The following is a 15,336-nucleotide window of genomic DNA, read 5'->3' on the forward strand; positions in this document are numbered from 1 at the left end:
CCCTGTGGTCCGACCAAGGAGACAACCGTGCGGAACAAGATCGAAGTGGTGGGCTTTCTGAACCTCGTGCTCCTCGGCGCGGCCGCCGTGGGCTGCGGTGGCGAGGCAGGCACGGGCTCGCTCACCGCGCTGCTCGAAGCTGAGGATGTGATCGTTGATGGGATCGCGGCGGGCGCAGACCCCGAGAACATCCGCGACGGCTGGGACGTGACGTTCGACCGCTACATCGCGACCGTGGGCGACCTCGACATGCACCTCTCCACGGACGAGGCGGTGGACGTGGAAGGCGCGGACGTGTTCGTGGTGGACATGACGCAGGTGCCGTCCGCAGGCCTCGACCTCTGGCAGTTCGACGGCATGCGCTCCGGGCGTTGGGAGTTCAACTACAGAACGCCAGGGGCCGCCGACGGCGGCATGCGCCACAGCTCGGTGAGCCAGGCCGACTTCGACGAGATGGTGGCCAACGACTGGACCTACCTCATCGACGGAACCCTCACCAACGCCGAGGGCGAGTCCTGCCCGCCGGCCGCCCTGGCCCAGGTGGGCAGCGCCACGCCGAACGGCAACCTGTCGGGCACGAACCCCTGCTACGACGTGGCGACCGTCCGGTTCCTGTTCGGCGCCACCGCCGAGACGAGCTACGGGCCTTGCCGGGTGGACGAGGTGACCGGCTTCGCGGTGACCGCCGATGGTTCCACGTCCGTGTCCATGACCCTGCACGGCGACCACCTGTTCTTCAACGGCTTCCCCGAGGGCGACGAGGGCGGCGTCATGCGCCTGGCCCAGTGGTTGGCGGACTGCGACCTCAATCTTGACGGAACCGTCACCGCGGCCGAGCTTCAGGCCATTGCGCCGGCGCAGCTGCCCGAACTCGACGACCGCTTCCAGCTGGGCGGAACCACCATCACGGATCTCGACACCATGTACACCTACGTACGCGCGCAGTTGAAGACCCAGGGCCACTTCCAGGGGGAGGGCGCGTGCCCCGTGGACGGCGTGGGGCACGAGCACTGAGTGACCATGAGTGAAGCCCGCATCACGTTTGACCAGCCCGTCGGGACAGCCAACACTCCGGCCGTGTCGCGCCGTGGGCGAGCCTGGGTGTCGCCCGATGGGCAGCGAAGCGTGGTGGCTGGGCTGCTCGCGCTGATCACGCACGTGTTGGTGTTGTGGGTGGCCGGCTTGCTCCCCACCGGCGCTGGCGAGGGGCATGCGTCGCTGCGCCCCGAAGAGACGCCCAGCACCATGACCATCCCGCTCGAGGTCATCGAGGAGGCGGCGCCTGCGGGTGACGCCCCTGCGGCGCAGCGTGTGCCCGAGCCAGTCTCGCCTGAAATGGCGGCTCGCATCGCGACCATCGCGCGGGTGCGCCTCGCCATCGAGACCACTGCGGCCGAAGTCGCGGCACGGCAGCATGCCGCTGCTCCGGTGGATCTCTCGCATCTGGCCGACGTCCGTGGCGTGGTGAACGCCGGCATGGTCGCGCCCGGAGGCATGGCAGCGCGGGTGGGTGCTGGCAGCAACGGCGGAGCGCCGAGCGGCGGCGTCCAAGGTGTCGCCGGAGGTCCCGGTGGCGGTGGTCAAGGCACTGGCCGCCCGTCGCTTGCCCAGCCCGCGCGGCCCAGCGGCGGTCAGTGGCGTTGCCCCTGGCCCAGCGAGGCCATGGCAGCCGACATCTACGCGCAGAACGTGCTCGTCCGCGTGGTGGTCGAGGCAGACGGCAGCGTGGTGAGCGCCAGCGCGCTGAGCGACCCAGGCCATGGCTTCGCCGCTGCCGCCGAGGCCTGCGCCCGCCGCGAGACCTACAGCCCCGCGCGCGATGACGCCGGCACACCCGTGCGCGCCACCACGCCGGCCATCCGCGTCAACTTCGCCCGCTGACGAGGGCCACTTGTTTCCACCACGTCCGACCGATACGTTGCCCGCCATGGAGCGCGTGTCCAAAGACGAGGTGCGGCGCCGCGTGCAGGCCTCTGGTTTGCGTGCCACCGCTCCGCGTGTGGCGGTGTACCAGCTGCTGCTCGAGACGGATCGCCCGCTCTCGCACACCGAGGTGGTGACGCAGCTGGCCAGCCCCGACTGGGATCAGGCCACCATCTACCGCAACCTGCTGAAGCTGGTGGAGGCGGAGCTGGCGTGGGTGGCCAGCCACGTGGGCGGCGTGGCGCGCTACGAGGCGCGCAAGGCCGACGACGAGCCGCACTACCACCCGCACTTCTCGTGCCGCACCTGTGGGGCCGTGGAGTGCCTGCCCGAGGCGCGTTTGGCCGCCAGCGTGGACCGTCGCTGGCGCGAGGCGCTGGCCGATGCCGAGCTGCAGCTCGTGGGCACGTGTCCCAGCTGCCGGGCTACCGCATAGTCGTGTCCAGGATGCAGCGAGGCCACGCGCGCCAGTGTAGGCTCGCGCCCATGCGATTCCCCACAAGCCCAGCCGCTTCGCGTTCGCTCGCCTTCACCCTCGGTCTCGCCCTCACCGCGTGCCACGGCTCGTCCGGGTCCACCACGCCGGGTGAAGGCGACGCGAGCGAGGCCCCTCCTCCGGACTTGCTGCAGGCTCCTGCGGGCTCGTATGGCAGCGTCATCGTCCACGAGGACGCGCCCTACCTCTTCGTGTCGTTTGCGTATGTGCACGAGGGAGCCGAGCCGCCGGCGCCGGCCGGACCCGCGCCCAGCACCGTGCAGCTGCTCACCCCCACGGGCCCCTGCGACGCGCAGGTGGGCGAGCCCGTCTCCCTCAGCACCGGCCAGTGCGAGACCTCCACCACGGTGGCGCGTCCGCTGACCGGCTGCACGGGGCCCTTCGCCCGCGTGGCCCGTGTGTCGGGCAGCTGGCCCGAGGGCGTGCGCTTCATGGCGCTCACGGAGCCCACCGACGAGCCGTTCACCAGCCCGGCCTCGCTGCGGGACGCCCAGCACCGCGCTCGGGTGGAAGCGTGGATGAGCGAAGAGGCGGTGTCGGGTCGCCCGCTGCAGCAGGCCATCAGCGCGCACGCGCAGCTGGACGCAGGTGCCGAGACGCTCGAGACGTCCTCGGCGAGCTTCCTCGTGGGCCCGAGCGACGCGCAATGCGAGCAGCAGGTGGAGCACCGCACCGCGAGCGCGCTGCGCCGGGGGGAGCGCGTGATCCCCATCGAGGGCCTCGAGCAGTGGCAGGGCGTGGTCACCTACCGCGGGCGCGTGGCGGGCGTGCTCTACCGGGCGCCGCACCTGAGCGCGTTGGCCTCGGTGTCGCCCGACGGAAACCTGCGCGAGGAGTGGAGCGAGCGCGTGTGGTCCGACAACGAGGAGTGCGGCCCCTTCTGGTGGGCCCACATCGAGTACCCCTGCGGCCCGTGAGGCTCTGCATCGGGTGCAGCGCGGCGGCGCTCAGCGGCTCGCCAAAAGCTCTTCGTACAGCGCCTGGTACTCGGCGGCGGCGGGCCCCCAGCCCACCGGCTGGCGCATGCCCGTGGCCGTGATGGCCTCCCACTTCGCGGGCTCGTCGTAGAGCGCCAACGCCCGCAGCAGCGCTTGCGCGAAGGACAGTACGGTGGCGTCATCGAAGACCACGCCGGTGGCGGTGCCTGCCGCGATGTTGTTCTGCGTGGCGTCCACCACCGTGTCGGCCAGGCCCCCCGTGCGCCGCACCACGGGCAGCGTGCCGTAGCGCAGCGCATACAGCTGAGTGAGCCCGCACGGCTCCACGCGCGAGGGCACCAGCAGGGCGTCCGAGCCCGCCTCGATCAGGTGCGCCAGCGCCTCGTCGAAGCCCACGCGCACGGACACCTGGCCCGGGTGCGCGGTCTGCAGCGCGCGCAGCGCCGTCTCGAGCGCGGGCTCCCCGGTGCCCAGCACCACCAGCTGCGCGCCCTCGGTCAGCGCCGGCAGCACCGCCTCGGGCAAGAGGTCGAGGCCCTTCATCCACGCGAGCCGCGCCACTACTCCCAGCAGCGGCGCGCTGGGCTTCACCGTGAGCCCCATGCGCTTCTGCAGCGCGGCCTTGCACACAGCCTTGCCGCTTCGGTCTTCGTCCGTGAACGTGGCCGGCAGGTGCGGGTCACGCGCCGGGTCCCACTCGCGCTCGTCGATGCCGTTCACGATGCCGTGCAGCACGGTGCGGCGCTTGCTGAGCAGGCCCTCGAAGCCGCAGCCAAAGGCGGCTGTCTGGATCTCGTCGGCGTAGGTGCGGCTCACCGTGGTGATGCGGTCGGCGTATACGAGCCCCGCCTTCATGAACGAGAGGCGCCCGTAGAACTCCACGCCCTCTGGCGTGAAGGCTCGGTCGGGCAGCCCCAGCTCGTGCAGCACGTGGGCGTCGAAGTTCCCGGCGTAGGCCAGGTTGTGGATGGTGTGCACCAAGCGCGGCCCACCGGGTCCGTTGCGCAGGCGCTCGTAGGCCGGCAGCAGCCCCGCCTGCCAGTCGTGCGTGTGCACGATGTCGGGCCGCGCGCCGCCGTCGAGCCCGCGCGAGAGCAGGCTGCCCGCCCAGGCCAGCGCCGCGAAGCGCCGGTGGTTGTCCGGCCACTCGTGCCCGCGCTCGTCGCTGTACGGCCCGCCGTCGCGCGTGAAGAGGCCCGGGCAGTCCAGCACGCACGCCGGCAAGTTGGGCGGCACGAGCGTCCCGCACAAGATGCGCGCCGGCCCGCCACCAAAGAAGTTGGCGTCCGTGAACAGCACGCGGCTGGCGCCGAGCGCGCGCATCACCGCGGGATACCCGGGCAGCAGCACGTGCACGTCCACGCCGCGCTCACGCAGCGCGAGGGTCAGCGCGCCGCCGACGTCGGCCAGGCCGCCGGTCTTGATCAGCGGGTAGAGCTCGGAGAGGACGTGGAGGACGCGCACGGGGGCTGAGCGAATAGCGCGTGAGCGCGGATCCGTCCAGGTCGTCACGCAGCCACTCTCTGGGGCGCCCGCCGTTGCTCCGCGCGGGGAGACGCGAACCCGGCGAAGCGCGTATCCTCCCGCCGTGTCCGCTGTGGCCCACCCCCACCCACGTGCGATCCCCGACTCACCGGATGTGGGCGCTCATGGCGTGATGCACCTGCCGCGCTTCTGGGCGCGGCTGCTCGTCCCTCCAGGTGAGGCGGCGGAGGTGCCGCTCGAGCCGGATCTCGATGCTGCGCTCCTTCACCTGCTCCGTCTCCCCTTGCAGCCCACGCTGCGGTACCTGTTGAGCGCACGGCCCACGCTGACCGAGTTCGAGCACTGGATCGACCGCACCAGCGAGAGGCTGCCCTCGCGTGGCGCCATCACGCGCTTCAACGACGTGGTGCTCGGCGGGGATCGCCCGGTGCCGTGTGTCCCCTCCGAGGAGGACGTCCTCACCGAGGACCAGTGGCGCACCTGGCGTGAAGACGGCTACGTGGTGGTGCCCAACGTGCTGTCGCACGAGGCCTGCGAGCGCACGGTGCAGATCGTGTGTGCCCACCTCGGTGTAGACGAACGCGACCCGGCCACCTGGTACGGCGCTCACCCCGACAAGCAGGGCATCATGGTCCAGCTCTTTCATGGCGCTCAGCTCGAGGAGAACCGGCTGGCGCCATCCGTGCGCGGTGTGTTCGAGCAGCTGTGGCAGCGCACCGACCTGCTCCCGTCGTTCGATCGCGTGGGCATGAACCCACCGGAGAGCAAGGCCTACACCTTCCCGGGTCCCGATTTGCACTGGGACGTGAGCCTCAAAACGCCCATCCCGTTCGGGACACAGGGGCTCATCTACCTGCGTGACACCGAAGCCGAGCAGGGCGCGCTCACGCTCGTCCCTGGGATGCACCGCACGCTCGAGGCGTGGCTCGCGACACTCCCGGATCCCAGCGTGGCCCGCTCGACCGACCTGCACGCCCTTGGCGCTCGCCCCATCGCGGCCGGGGCGGGGAGCCTGGTGGTCTGGCACCAGGCGCTCGCTCACGGCAGTCGCCCCAACCGTGCGCTTCGCCCGCGCTTCGTGCAGTACGTGAACTACCAGCCCGTGCGCATGGCGGTGAATCCGCAGTGGGTCTGAGCGCGCCCGGCGCTCTCCGCTAGGCGCCCAAGAACCAGGCGGCCAGCGTCACGGTGACGAACGAGAGCGGGATGCCCACCCCCAGCATCAGCGTCACCAGCTCGGGGTCGAGGTCGCGCTCTTGGGCGATGATGCCCGCCGAGATCATGGGCCCCATGGCCGCCTCGAGGACGACCACGCGCGTCATGTCGGTGAGCCCGAGGGTGGGGAGGTAGAGGAGGGCCATCGCGAGGGGCGCGAGGACGAGCTTGAAGCCGAGCCCGAGTGCCAGCGGAGCCGCACGCTTGCGGACTTCGCCGAGCGTGAGCTGGAGGCCCACCGAGGCCATTGCCAGGGGCGTGAGCGTGGCCCCAATGCGCTCGAGCGCCTGGTCCACGATGGGCGGGAAGCCACCGAAGGGGATGGTGGCGGCCCCCACCAGCAGCGCCACGAACGGCGGAAAGCGGATGATGCGGAGCGCCAGCTGCTTCGGGTCCGCAGCGCCACCCGCCCAGGCGGTGGCGAGCGCGATGCCGGGGAGGGAGAGGACGAAGAACGAGCCCAGCTGGTCGATGACCACCGCCACGGGCAGCGACTCCGGGCCCAGCAGCGCCTCCAGCATGGGGAAGCCCACGAACGACGTGTTGCCGAGGCCGGCGGTGAGCACCAGGGCCCCGCGCGTCTTCACGGACAGGCCGAGCGCGCGCCCCAGCGGCCAGAGCAGCGCGAACGCCAGGCCGAACACCAGCCATGGCATGGCCGCCGCCGCGAGCAGCGTGGCGTCCATCGGCAGCCGCGGCACGGCCCGCAGCACCACCGCGGGGAGCGCGATGTCGAGCACGAAGGCGTTCAGCGCCTTGTGCGCGTCAGCCGGCAAGCGCGGGCTCCGGCGGAGCCACACCCCGCAGGCGAAGGACAACACGACGACGAGCAGACTGGCCATGACGCGGCGGGAAGATGACCTGCGCCCGCCCTCGGCGCCCGTGCTCGTGAGTTCAGCCCGGCTGGCCGAACGCCCAGGGCTGCCGGTCGTGCATCGCCGCGACCTCGGACTCACCCCGGGCGATGAGCCCGTCGCGTGCGTCGTGGACCTGCCAGGCCATGGTGCGTCCGAAGAGCGGCTGCCCCTCGATGGACACGACGCGCAGCTCGCCGGACTCGAAGCCGCACTGACGCTGCACGTTCGCGAGCAGCTGCGCGCCGTTCAGGTGGCCGTCGCCGAAGTTCCACCCGATGATCGCCCCGCCGATCACCTCGCCGTCCATCCACTCGTAGTCGTCCAGGTTGGGGGCTACGTAGGGCAGCGCGTCGTGCAATGGCCGGCCCTCGAGGTGCAGCAAGCGGTGCGCGGGCGTCATCATCAGCGTCTTGTGGCGCTCGTTCTCGTCGGGCACCAGCTTCTCGAGCTGCTCGCGGAGCGTCCCGGCGGCCTTCTTCAGCTTGCTCAGCTTCGCCGCGCTGTCGCCCCGGAAGAGCCAGATGGTGTAGGCCCAGTTGCCGGCGTAGTAGCGCATGGCGAGCAGGAACGAGACGCGGCTCGGCACCACGTTGCCGTAGGCGGGGATGGCCAGCATCACGACCACGAGGAAGGCGAGCAGCGCGGGGTGAGCCAACAGCGCGGCGAGGCTGGCCTCCGGGTGCACGCCGAAGAGGAACCAGCCGCCGTAGACCATGGCGATGTTCCACTCGATGGGCATGCCGCTCGGGTTGTTGAGCGCGATGTAGCCGTGGAACACGGTCATGACGCAGAGCGCGCCGAAGGTGAACTCGGGGGAAGGACTGAGCACCAGCAGCGCAGGGATGGAGAGCTCGATGAGCGTGCCCATGCGCGCCATCCCGATGGCGAAGCCGGAGGGGCGCAAGTCGTCCGGGAACGCGCGGAACAGGCGCCGCTTGAGGGCCTGCGGGAAGAAGGGCCCGTTGTTCATCATCACCATGATCACGGACGGAAAGTGGTGGTTCATCTTGGACACGCCGGCCCACAGCCAGATGCCGAGCCACACCACCTGGCACGCGGCCACCCAGGGCTCGCTCGCGCCGAGGACCGTGAGGCACAGAAGCGACGTGAAGAAGTGTTCCGAGCGGGCGGCCAGGAACGTGGTCTTGTCGAGCACGCCGAGCGCGGCCGTCAGGATCACCACGGGCAGCAGCAAGGCAGGCGTGACCGTGGGAGCGACGAGCGCCCACACGCAGGCACCCATGAAGGCGGCGTACAGCACGACGTCGAGCCCGCCGCGGGTGTCCGCCCCGATCAGCGGCGCGCCGGGGAAGAGCGGCAGCTTGGTGCTGCCCGGGCGCAAGAAGTAGAGCGCCCCGCCCATTGGCGGCCAGAGGCGGGCGTTCATGGGCCCGAACGAGCCGCCGAAGCCGAGCGACTCGTACAGCAGCGACCACAGCACGGCCTTGCGGAAGGCGTCTGCGGTGAAGGCCCACTCACCCACGGCCGTGAAGGGCGTGTCGCCGCGCGAGAAGCCCACGAAGAGGGCCCAGCCGCCGATGTAGAGGAGGGCGTACTTCACCCAGTAGAAGACGATCACCCCCATGGGGGTGGCGTGCTCCCCCGCCGCCCAGTTGCGGCAGGTGAGGCGCATGCGCTCGGGGAAGGGCGCTCCGTGCGCCTCGGCGATGGGATGCGGTGGCAGGGACATGACGGCGGCATGGTCGCACGAAGCGGGCCGCCTGCGTCACCGCCTCAGCGGGCCTCGCGCCACCACGGGTCCACGCCCTCCACGTGGGCCAGCTCGAAGGGGCGGCCCAGGCGCGGCGTGATGATGCGCTGACCGCCTTGCCGAGCCAGGTGCACCAGCGTCTCGGCGGGCTCGTCCCAGGCGTGCAGGGCCAGGTCGAAGGTGCTCCAGTGCACGGGGAAGAGCGCCTTGCCGCGCAGCATCTCGAAGGCGCGCAGCGCGTTCTCGGGGCCGAGGTGGATGGCCCCCCACGCGGGGTGCCAGGCGCCGATCTCCAGCATGACCACGTCGAACGGCCCATAGAGCCGGCCGATCTCCCTGAAGTCCTCCGTGAGGCCCGTATCCCCCGAGAAGAAGACGCGGTGCGAGGCGCTGGTCATGACCCACGACGACCACAGCGTGCGGTTGCGGTCCGTGAGAGAGCGCCCCGAGAAGTGCTGCGCGGGCGTGGCCGTGAAGCGCAGGGCGCCGCCGGGCAGGGTGAAGTCCTCCCACCAGTCCAGCTCCACGATGCGCTTCGGGTGCACGCCCATGGCCTCGAGGCGGGCGCCCACGCCCAGCGACGTGATGACCGGCACGCCCAGCTTGGCGATTTGCCGCATGCTGCTGGCGCACAAGTGGTCGTAGTGGTCGTGCGAGAGCAGCACGGCGTCGAGCGGCGGCAGCTGCGACAGCGCGGCGGGCGTCTGGTGGAAGCGCTTGGGCCCGGCGAACGTCACGGGCGCCACGCGCTCGCCGAACACCGGGTCGGTCAGCACGCGCACGCCGTCGATCTCGATGAGCACGGTGCTGTGCCCGAGCCACGTCATGCGCAGCTCGGTGGACGCGCGCTTGGCCAGCACGGGCAGGGGGCTCTCTACGGGCAGGGCTCGGGTGGGCCGCCGTTGGCCTCCGCCGAAGAAGAAGTCCTTCATCACGGGCCAGGGTGGACCCTGCAGCGAAGGGCCGAGCCCGCTCGGGTTGTGGAAGCGCCCGTCATCCCCGAAGCGCCCAGAGGCGCGGGCCCGCTCGAGGCGCAGGCCGGTCAGCAGGGGGCTCTTGGCCTCGGAGATGAGCGCCGCGTCGCGTTGTTTCACGTCCAGCATGAGCACCTTCGTCGCAGAAGGCGCCAGAGCGTGACTTCGCGTCAGGGGGTGTAGAGCGTGCCTGCCCCGGTGAAGCCCACGGACAGCGCAGCGCACTGCCCGCCAACCTGTATGTCGTACAGGTTCTCGAGGATCGGCTCGACGTCGTCGAAGCTGTAGTTCCCGTCAATCGTCGCAAGCGCCTCCATGAGGGTGGTCTCCAACGCCGTCTGCACCAGAGCGCCACCAATCACCACGTTCGACAGCGAGTTAGCCGTCACATTGCCCGTGATGATGACGTTCGTGATGGTCAGGTCGATGTCCACGGTGCCCGTGTCCGTGCCGTAGGGAATCGTCAGATTCAGGCTGCTCACCACTCCGCGGACGTTGCCACTCCCATCTCGGGTGCCCGAGAACGGCCCGGCGAGGGTCTCGCCGTTACCGTCCTCGATCTCCATGATCACGCATCCCGTGCCCGTTCGGACGGACACGATCAGGTCCATTCGCGTGCAGTCCACGCTCGCTGCCGGGCAGTTCAGCGCGGTGTCGATCTCGGCTTGGAGATCCATGGGATCATCCGGGGCCAGCGCCGGAAGTGCGGCGGCCAGGTCGATCAGCGAGTTGTCGACGCCACCGTCGTAGTCCGGCACGCCGCAGGTGTCGCCCGCGCGGTCCACGTTGTGGCCCACGATGTCCCCGGCCGCGGCCTGGTCGGGGGTCGGAATGTCGAGGCTGTTCAACCGGTACAGCACGGCCGTGCCAGCGTCGGCGCAGAAGCTCGCGTCTCGGCAGATGTTGCCCGCGTCGCACGTCTGGGCCCAGCCACAGGTACTCCCGGCGCAGCAGATCTCGCCAATGTCGCCGCAGGGAGCGGTGCACGTGGCGGTTCCGCCAGCGCGGAGGCATGAGCCCCCGTTGCTGCACGTCCCGCCGAAGCACGATGTCGCGCTCTCACAAGTCGTGTTGCAGCACGGGGCCCCCGTCGTCCCACACGCCACACACACCCCTTGGTAGCAGGTGTCGCCTTGCGCGCAGGCGTTCCCACAGCCGCCGCAGTTGGTCTCCGAGCTTCGCAGGGTCGGGTCCGACGAGACCGTGGCGTCGCTGTCGACCACGCCGTTGCAGTCGTCGTCCACCCCGTTGCCGCAGCGCTCGTTCTTGCCGGCGCCCACCTGGGAGACCGCGTCGTTGCAGTCCGTGCCGCCGCACACCAGCGGGACCTCGCCGTCCTCGTCGTTGTCCAGCGGCGCGAACACGCACGTGGCGCTCGCCGCGTCGCACATCTCGTCGCGCGTGCACGGGTCACTGTCCACGCACTCGGAGGGCGACCCACAGATGCTCCCCACCAGGCAGCCCCGGGTCGGATGGCACACCCCGTTGTCCGCGCAGAGCGACGACGTGGGCGTGTGCAGGCAGCTGCCCGACGCGCTGCAGCTGTCCACGGTGCAGGCCACGGCGTCGTCGCAGTCACCCACGTCCTCGCAGGCCACGTGCTCGCAGACCACCCCGTTGCCGTTGAAGCCACCCGCGCACTCGCACATGAACGCCGCCACCGTGTCGGTGCAGATGGCGTTCGGCGAGCAGTTGTCGGTGCCCAGCGTGCACTCGTCCACGGGACCGCTCGACGTGCACACGCGGCCGTCGCCCACGTAGCCCGTGGGGCACGCGGCGCACAGCACCTGGCCCGTGCCGCTGAGCCCACACAGCACCATGGGGCTGATGGAGCAGCCGCCGTTGTTCACGGCGCACGTGGTGCTCACGGCCTGGTCGGCCGGCCCGCTGTCGAGGGGCGCGTCGCCTCCCCCGCATCCGGGGAAGAGCGTCGCGGCACACATGGCCAGCGTGAGGAGCAGGTGGCGAATGGTCATCAGTCGTGTCTCCGGAGGCAGTCCTTGCGCTCCGGGTATACCGTGGCGCGAGCCTTCGGTACAGCTACAGCCAGCGCCGGTGCGGGCCCCTGCCAGCTTCCGGCCGCTGAGCCGACCAGGCCCTACGACTCCGCCTCCGGCCGCGGGAACATGGCCATGGCCTGGTCGGTGAGCACCTCCACCGCCGCTTCGAACGGGTAGCGCCCTTCGCGCACGCCGATCGAGGCCTGCCACGTGAGCGCCATCATCAGCTCGATGCGCATGACCGCGTCGGGGCCGGGCGCCACGCCATAGACGCCCAGATCCGACACGAGCCCGTCGCGCAGCTTCTCGAGCGCCGCGCGCACGGCCACGCCTGCCGCGTGATCTGCTTCGCGCATGGCGACCAACGCGCACATCTCACTGTGTGCGGAGAAGTGCGTGAGGGTGATGCGAAAGCCCGCGTTCGATACCTCGCGTGACGTGCGCGTGGCGAGCGGCAGGCTGCGCAGGCCCTGGCGACGGGCCGCGAGGCGGTCTACCAACGCGTCCGCTTCGCGGGTGACCGCCTCCGCCAGGCACGCCTCGCGCGAGGGAAAGTGGCTGTAGAAGCTGGACTGCCGGATGCCCGCTGCGGCGGCGATGCGGCCGGTGGTCGCCTGTTCGTAGCCGTCGCGCAGCAAGACGTGGAGTGCCTCGTCCAGCAGCCGCGCGCGCGTGTCGTTCCGCCGGCCGTCGGCCTTTTCTTCGCTCGTCACGGGCTCGAACTTACCCCACTTGCCACCGTTCACAATGCACGATAATCTATCGCTCATCATGGTCGAGCATACCTTCGCTTCTCCGAGTTCCGCGCGCTTCCTTCTCCTCGGGGTGAGCGTGCTGCTGGGCGCCACGTGCCTCGCCAGCTGCACCGGCGGCGCCAGCCTCCCGCGTGACGAGGCCCTCGAGCAGCGCCTCACGCGCGCGGGCTACAGCGTGCAGCGCGGCGCCGTGAAGCCGTTCCGCATCGAAGACTGCGCGGAGCTGCCCAGCTGCTTCGGGAACAACGCCACCAGCCCCTACGCCATGTGGTGGCTGCCGCCTGCGCCGGGCACGGCGCTGCCTGCTGCCGAGGGCATGGGGCTCCCACCTGATCCGGAGGGGCGCAGCGCGGGCTGGGCGCTGCGCGCCGACGAGGCCGTGGTCTACGTGGGTCGCACCTCGCCGGAGGCGGCGTACTTCAGCTACGCGCCCTACGTGTTCTCCCGCCAGGATGACCAGGGCGAGCGCCAGCCCATCTTCGCCAGCATCACGGACGCCGTGAACCACACCCACTTCCCGGACGGCGCCTTCGACCGGGAGATCGGCGTCATCATCACCGGCAGCCCCGAGCTCGAGGCGGAGCTGCGCCGCGGCCTGCGGGCCACCGGCCTCGCGGACGCCGACATCATCACGTTCGGCCTGCCTGCAGAGCAGGTGCGCTTCGGCAATGGCTCCGATGCAGACCTGATCATGCTGCTGCAGCGCTTCGCCCTGTTCAGCGACGCCGCGGCCGGAGCCGCCCACCTCGACGCCATCCCGGCCCACGTGATGCGCGTGACGCCGAGCGAGCCGCGCGAGGTGAGCGCGTTCCCGGTCCCCATCCGCGCCACGCGCGCGACAGGTGACAGCGAGAGCCAGCTCACCCCCGCGCTCGACGCGCTCGAGGCCGCCGTTCGCGCTCGGCATGCGGGGGGCACCTTCACCCCTGTCCCCGTCATCTCGGCGTCGATCGTCTCGCTCGTGCTGCGCTCCGAGGCGTGCCTGGCCAACTACTCCAACTGCCTCGGCGAGATCAGCGACACGGTCTACAGCGCCGGGCCCGCCTCCCCCACGGGGATGACCGCGAACACGCTGTTCCTCACCGACGCTCCGGGCGAGCGCATCGTGGCGCTGGGCGTGAACCACGCCGCCTTCGGCCGCGCCACCTACAGCAACATGGTGGTCATGAACTCGGCGCGCCTCGCCGGCGTGGCCGCCATGACCAGCGAGCAGATGCGTGGCAGCGCCGACGCGCTGCTCCCAGACGATCCCGACGCCGAGTACCTCTACGCCGTGTCCATCATGCGCGACTGCGGCGACGAGCCGTATTGTGTGGAGGTCCCCACGGGGTTCCCGGGCGTCGACCTCGACGAGGCGCTGAGCTTTGCCTTCCGCGCCTATGTCCAGCCCGGGGCCAGCGTGTCCCCCGCGCCGCGCGAGCTGATCGTGGAGCGGCTGCTGCACGTGGTCCCGTGAGGCACAGACCCAGCCGCCCCGCTAACGATTGAGGAAGCGCAGCGAGAGCCCGTTCAGCTTGCCGCTCAACCAAGGGCTCGCTCGGTGCAGGGAAGCCAGCGTGTGCGCCAGGCCTCCGACCAAGATGGTGGCGTCGTTGCGATCGACGCCCCTCAGGATCACGTCGCAGCACTCGCCCACGTCGATGCCCCGCGGGATCCGGCTCTTGACCTTGTCGGGGTTCTTGGCCTTCACGCTGAAGCCGCGCGTCATGGGCGTGTCGATGATCCCGGGGCAGGCCACGGACACCCTCACGCCATGGGGAGCGGCCTCCACGCGCAGCGCATGCGACAGTCCGACCACCGCAGACTTGCTGGCCACGTAGGACACCTGACCGGCCGAGGGGAAGAGCCCGGCGATGGACGCGATGTTGACGATGTGCCCCGTCCGCCGGCGGACCATCTCCGGGTACACCGCGTGGATGCAGTTGACCACTCCGTAGAGGTTCACGTCGAGGACGCGCTTCCAGTCGTCGTACTCGAAGAGGTGGGTCTCCCCCGCGCGCACGATGCCCGCGCTGTTCACCAAGAAGTCGATGGGCCCGTGCTCGCGCGTGATGCCATCGATCACGGCGCGCACCTGGCCCGCGTCGCGGACGTCCAGCGGGATGCCCGTGCACCTCATCGAAAGCGCCGCCTCGCGCACCAAGTCTTCGTTCACGTCCGCGATGAAGCACCTCGCGCCCGCGGCGCCGAAGCGCTCGGCGAGGCCTCTCCCGATGCCCGATGCGCCACCGGTGATGAACACGATCTGGTTGGACAGGTCTCTCATGGGGCCTCCTCAGCGCCTCACCCCGAAGAACCGACAGACCCAGCCCTGGCCCTGGTGGTAGATGCCCTCGCGCAGCTGGACCTCGCCCTCCAGCAGCTCGAGCACGTCGCAGCCCTCGAACAGCTGGCGCAGGTCGTCCGCGGTGAAGAGCTGGTCCGGGTCGCGCGGGCCGCCCGAGGCGTGGTGCGGCTGGTAGGTGAGCTGGCGCTGGCCGAAGACCTCCACGATCACGTGTCCGCCCGGGCGCACGGCGCGCAGCAGCTTCGGATACAGCTCGGCGCGCACGGCCGAGGGAAAGTGCGCGTACACGAAGGCCAGCGCGTCCACGCTCTCGTCCGCGTAGTCCATGGCCATCGCGTCGCCCACCCGATAGTCGAGGGCGTCCTCGTACCCCGCGCACAGCACCAGCGCCTTGCGCTGCGCCTCGCTCGACAGGTCGCAGGCGTCCACCGTCCAGCCCTGGCGCAGCGCGAAGGCGGCGTTGCGCGCCTCGCCCTCGGCGGGCAGCAGCAGCCGGCCGGGCGGCAGCGCGCTCAGCTTCTCGGCGAAATAGACGTTCGGCTCGGTGCCGTAGGCAAAGGGCTGGGCGCCGTAGCGCTCGTCCCACATGGCCCGCGTGGCGTTCAGGTCTTGGGTCATCGGGGGCTAGGGTAGCGCGCCGAGCCAGGCCCATGGGGGCCCTCGTAACACCAGCGCGTGCTCGCGCGACAAGGTCG

14 protein-coding genes are annotated in these 15,336 nt (G+C 70.7%); 6 read left to right on the top strand and 8 right to left on the bottom strand.

Annotation, left to right across the window (positions count from 1 at the left end):
- Positions 1-27 precede the first annotated feature (27 nt).
- The 4 genes from IPI43_05110 to IPI43_05125 are packed head-to-tail and all read left to right on the top strand — an operon-like array spanning position 28 to position 3,336.
- On the top strand, positions 28-1,014 hold the full coding sequence (locus IPI43_05110; protein MBK7773501.1) for a hypothetical protein: 987 nt from the start codon (positions 28-30) through the stop codon (positions 1,012-1,014).
- 6 nt (positions 1,015-1,020) lie between these two features.
- Entirely contained in the window at positions 1,021-1,881 is an 861-nt protein-coding gene (locus IPI43_05115; protein ID MBK7773502.1) for an energy transducer TonB, read from the top strand.
- A 46-nt stretch (positions 1,882-1,927) separates the two neighbouring features.
- Positions 1,928-2,359, top strand: a complete 432-nt coding sequence (locus tag IPI43_05120; GenBank protein MBK7773503.1) for a transcriptional repressor — start codon at positions 1,928-1,930, stop codon at positions 2,357-2,359.
- A gap of 50 nt (positions 2,360-2,409) precedes the next feature.
- Complete coding sequence (locus IPI43_05125; GenBank protein ID MBK7773504.1) at positions 2,410-3,336, top strand: hypothetical protein; 927 nt, start codon at positions 2,410-2,412, stop codon at positions 3,334-3,336.
- Between the two features lie 30 nt (positions 3,337-3,366).
- Here the strand turns inward: IPI43_05125 and glgA are convergent, their stop codons facing one another.
- On the bottom strand, positions 3,367-4,821 hold the full coding sequence (glgA, locus tag IPI43_05130) for a glycogen synthase GlgA (protein MBK7773505.1): 1,455 nt from the start codon (positions 4,819-4,821) through the stop codon (positions 3,367-3,369).
- A 124-nt stretch (positions 4,822-4,945) separates the two neighbouring features.
- Here glgA and IPI43_05135 point away from each other — a divergent pair, with 124 nt between their 5' ends.
- The gene (locus IPI43_05135; GenBank protein ID MBK7773506.1) at positions 4,946-5,977 is read left to right on the top strand and encodes a phytanoyl-CoA dioxygenase family protein; all 1,032 of its coding nucleotides are present in this window, start codon (positions 4,946-4,948) and stop codon (positions 5,975-5,977) included.
- Positions 5,978-5,996: 19 nt separating this feature from the next.
- On the opposite strand, the gene IPI43_05140 is transcribed toward IPI43_05135, so the two are convergent.
- The 5 genes from IPI43_05140 to IPI43_05160 all read right to left on the bottom strand — a co-directional run bounded on the left by IPI43_05140 (position 5,997) and on the right by IPI43_05160 (position 12,312).
- Complete coding sequence (locus IPI43_05140) at positions 5,997-6,899, bottom strand: AEC family transporter (GenBank protein MBK7773507.1); 903 nt, start codon at positions 6,897-6,899, stop codon at positions 5,997-5,999.
- A gap of 52 nt (positions 6,900-6,951) precedes the next feature.
- A complete protein-coding gene (locus IPI43_05145; GenBank protein ID MBK7773508.1) occupies positions 6,952-8,604 on the bottom strand; it encodes a DUF3556 domain-containing protein in 1,653 nt (550 codons plus the stop codon).
- 44 nt (positions 8,605-8,648) lie between these two features.
- On the bottom strand, positions 8,649-9,728 hold the full coding sequence (locus IPI43_05150) for an MBL fold metallo-hydrolase (protein ID MBK7773509.1): 1,080 nt from the start codon (positions 9,726-9,728) through the stop codon (positions 8,649-8,651).
- A gap of 41 nt (positions 9,729-9,769) precedes the next feature.
- Entirely contained in the window at positions 9,770-11,575 is a 1,806-nt protein-coding gene (locus IPI43_05155) for a hypothetical protein (GenBank protein ID MBK7773510.1), read from the bottom strand.
- A 122-nt stretch (positions 11,576-11,697) separates the two neighbouring features.
- Positions 11,698-12,312 carry a TetR/AcrR family transcriptional regulator gene (locus IPI43_05160; GenBank protein MBK7773511.1) on the bottom strand — a complete coding sequence of 205 codons (615 nt, stop codon included), beginning with the start codon at positions 12,310-12,312 and terminating at the stop codon, positions 11,698-11,700.
- 58 nt (positions 12,313-12,370) lie between these two features.
- Here IPI43_05160 and IPI43_05165 point away from each other — a divergent pair, with 58 nt between their 5' ends.
- The gene (locus IPI43_05165; protein MBK7773512.1) at positions 12,371-13,810 is read left to right on the top strand and encodes a hypothetical protein; all 1,440 of its coding nucleotides are present in this window, start codon (positions 12,371-12,373) and stop codon (positions 13,808-13,810) included.
- A gap of 21 nt (positions 13,811-13,831) precedes the next feature.
- Here IPI43_05165 and IPI43_05170 read toward each other — a convergent pair whose 3' ends face one another.
- The gene (locus tag IPI43_05170; GenBank protein MBK7773513.1) at positions 13,832-14,620 is read right to left on the bottom strand and encodes an SDR family NAD(P)-dependent oxidoreductase; all 789 of its coding nucleotides are present in this window, start codon (positions 14,618-14,620) and stop codon (positions 13,832-13,834) included.
- A gap of 9 nt (positions 14,621-14,629) precedes the next feature.
- A complete protein-coding gene (locus IPI43_05175) occupies positions 14,630-15,259 on the bottom strand; it encodes a class I SAM-dependent methyltransferase (protein MBK7773514.1) in 630 nt (209 codons plus the stop codon).
- Positions 15,260-15,336 lie beyond the last annotated feature (77 nt).

It is taken from the genome of Sandaracinaceae bacterium (genome assembly GCA_016706685.1).
Classification (GTDB): Bacteria; Myxococcota_A; Polyangia; order Polyangiales; family Houyiibacteriaceae; genus JADJJE01.

Excerpts from the sequence above, each read along its gene's own strand:
- IPI43_05115 (MBK7773502.1), top strand. The coding sequence starts at position 1,021 with ATGAGTGAAGCCCGCATCACGTTTGACCAGCCCGTCGGGACAGCCAAC.
- IPI43_05120 (MBK7773503.1), top strand. The coding sequence starts at position 1,928 with ATGGAGCGCGTGTCCAAAGACGAGGTGCGGCGCCGCGTGCAGGCCTCT.
- IPI43_05125 (MBK7773504.1), top strand. The coding sequence starts at position 2,410 with ATGCGATTCCCCACAAGCCCAGCCGCTTCGCGTTCGCTCGCCTTCACC.
- IPI43_05140 (MBK7773507.1), bottom strand. The coding sequence starts at position 6,899 with ATGGCCAGTCTGCTCGTCGTCGTGTTGTCCTTCGCCTGCGGGGTGTGG.
- IPI43_05145 (MBK7773508.1), bottom strand. The coding sequence starts at position 8,604 with ATGTCCCTGCCACCGCATCCCATCGCCGAGGCGCACGGAGCGCCCTTC.
- IPI43_05150 (MBK7773509.1), bottom strand. The coding sequence starts at position 9,728 with ATGCTGGACGTGAAACAACGCGACGCGGCGCTCATCTCCGAGGCCAAG.
- IPI43_05155 (MBK7773510.1), bottom strand. The coding sequence starts at position 11,575 with ATGACCATTCGCCACCTGCTCCTCACGCTGGCCATGTGTGCCGCGACG.
- IPI43_05165 (MBK7773512.1), top strand. The coding sequence starts at position 12,371 with ATGGTCGAGCATACCTTCGCTTCTCCGAGTTCCGCGCGCTTCCTTCTC.
- IPI43_05170 (MBK7773513.1), bottom strand. The coding sequence starts at position 14,620 with ATGAGAGACCTGTCCAACCAGATCGTGTTCATCACCGGTGGCGCATCG.
- IPI43_05175 (MBK7773514.1), bottom strand. The coding sequence starts at position 15,259 with ATGACCCAAGACCTGAACGCCACGCGGGCCATGTGGGACGAGCGCTAC.